Source organism: Streptomyces sp. NRRL B-3229 (genome assembly GCF_000719505.1).
Taxonomy (GTDB): Bacteria; Actinomycetota; Actinomycetes; order Streptomycetales; family Streptomycetaceae; genus Streptomyces; species Streptomyces griseorubiginosus.
In genome coordinates this window covers 1-614 of the sequence record NZ_JOGP01000097.1, presented here as the reverse complement: position 1 = coordinate 614, position 614 = coordinate 1, and the positions used below count along the sequence as shown (strand labels likewise).

General features: G+C 66.4%; 2 pseudogenes. Both read left to right on the top strand.

The window, feature by feature from the left end:
• Positions 1-444 (top strand): annotated as a pseudogene (locus IF54_RS0138875) (alpha-1,4-glucan--maltose-1-phosphate maltosyltransferase); the annotation flags it as partial.
• Positions 441-614 (top strand): annotated as a pseudogene (locus tag IF54_RS42570) (trehalose synthase); the annotation flags it as partial. The pseudogenes IF54_RS0138875 and IF54_RS42570, both read left to right, overlap by 4 nt.

The window sequence follows — 614 nt, the reverse complement described above, 5'->3', positions numbered from 1 at the left end:
GGCAGCGAGGAGTACCTCGACTCGGAGAAGTACCAGCTCAGGGCCCGCGACTGGGACACCCCCGACAGCCTCGCCCCCCTCATCACCCGCCTCAACACCGTCCGGCGGGACAACCCGGCTCTGCGCCAGCTGCGCGACCTGCACTTCCACCACGTGGACAAGGACGAGGTGATCGCGTACTCGAAGCGGAGCGGCTCGAACACGGTTCTGGTGGTCGTGAACCTCGACCCGCACCACACCCAGGAGGCGACGGTCTCGTTGGACATGCCACAACTCGGCCTGGAATGGCACGAGTCGGTGCCGGTGCGCGACGAGCTCACCGGTGAGACCTATCACTGGGGCAGGGCGAACTACGTGCGTCTGGAACCGGGCACTCGCCCCGCGCACATCCTCAGCGTCCTGCGACCGTCCACCCCGCAGATCGGAGGGTCACCCACAATATGATCGTCAACGAGCCCGTCCAGGACACCTTCGAGGACACCCCGGCCAAGGACCGGGACCCCGACTGGTTCAAGCGCGCGGTCTTCTACGAGGTGCTGGTCCGCTCCTTCCAGGACAGCAACGGCGACGGTGTCGGCGACCTCAAGGGCCTGACCGCCAAACTGGACTACCTC